This window comes from Streptomyces sp. NPDC037389 (assembly GCF_040636475.1).
In the GTDB taxonomy this organism is placed as follows: Bacteria; Actinomycetota; Actinomycetes; order Streptomycetales; family Streptomycetaceae; genus Streptomyces; species Streptomyces hesseae.
Genome location: NZ_JBEZUS010000079.1, coordinates 1 through 843 on the forward strand (window position 1 = coordinate 1; position 843 = coordinate 843).

Annotated in this window: 2 pseudogenes (1 of these 2 only partly in view); both read right to left on the reverse strand. The window is 69.8% G+C overall.

The window, feature by feature from the left end:
- Window positions 1-216, reverse strand: a pseudogene (locus AB0E98_RS33890) (4Fe-4S ferredoxin); the annotation flags it as partial.
- Between the two features lie 2 nt (window positions 217-218).
- Window positions 219-843: pseudogene (locus AB0E98_RS33895) on the reverse strand (complex I subunit 1 family protein) (its annotated part continues 269 nt past the right edge of the window); the annotation flags it as partial.

The following is an 843-nucleotide window of genomic DNA, read 5'->3' on the forward strand; positions in this document are numbered from 1 at the left end:
CTTGTGGGAGTCGATGTAGATGCACCAGTCGGGGCACTCGCGGGCGCACAGCATGCAGACCGTGCAGTTCTCCTCGAACAGGCCGATCACGCCGCGGGTGCGGGGCGGCAGTTCCGGCTGGGCGTCCGGGTACTGCTCGGTGACGGTCTTCCGCGTCATCGTGCGCAGGGTGACGGCCAGGCCCTTGGCCAGGCCGGAGCCGGGGACGGGGGGCATGGTTACTGGATCACCACCTTGACGACGCCGGTGAGGGCGATCTGGGCGAGGGAGAGGGGGACGAGGAGCGTCCAGGACAGTTTCTGGAGCTGGTCCTCGCGCAGGCGGGGGTAGGTCACGCGCAGCCAGATCACGACGAAGGCCAGGACGGCCGCCTTGAGCAGGGTCCACACCCAGCCCAGGCCGTCGGCGCCCCAGGGGCCGTGCCAGCCGCCCAGGAAGAGCACGGTGGTCAGACCGCACAGGACGACGATCCCGGCGTACTCGGCGAGGAGGAACAGGGCGAAGCGCAGGCCGGTGTACTCGGTGTAGGCGCCGAAGATGATCTCCGAGTCGGCGACCGGCATGTCGAACGGGGGCCGCTGCAGCTCGGCCAGACCGGCGACGAAGAAGACGACCGCGCCGACGATCTGCCAGGGCAGCCACCACCACTCGAAGGCGTCGAGGATGCCGACGAGCGAGACGGTGCCGGCCGCCATCGCCACGGAGGCGGCGGTGAGCAGCATCGGGAGTTCGTAGGCGAGGAGTTGGGCGGCCAGATGACCAGCGCGATCAGGATGGAGCCGATGACGGCCTTCGGCAGCGACTTGCCGGGGTTACGGGCCTCGGCGGCCATGTTCAGCGGCG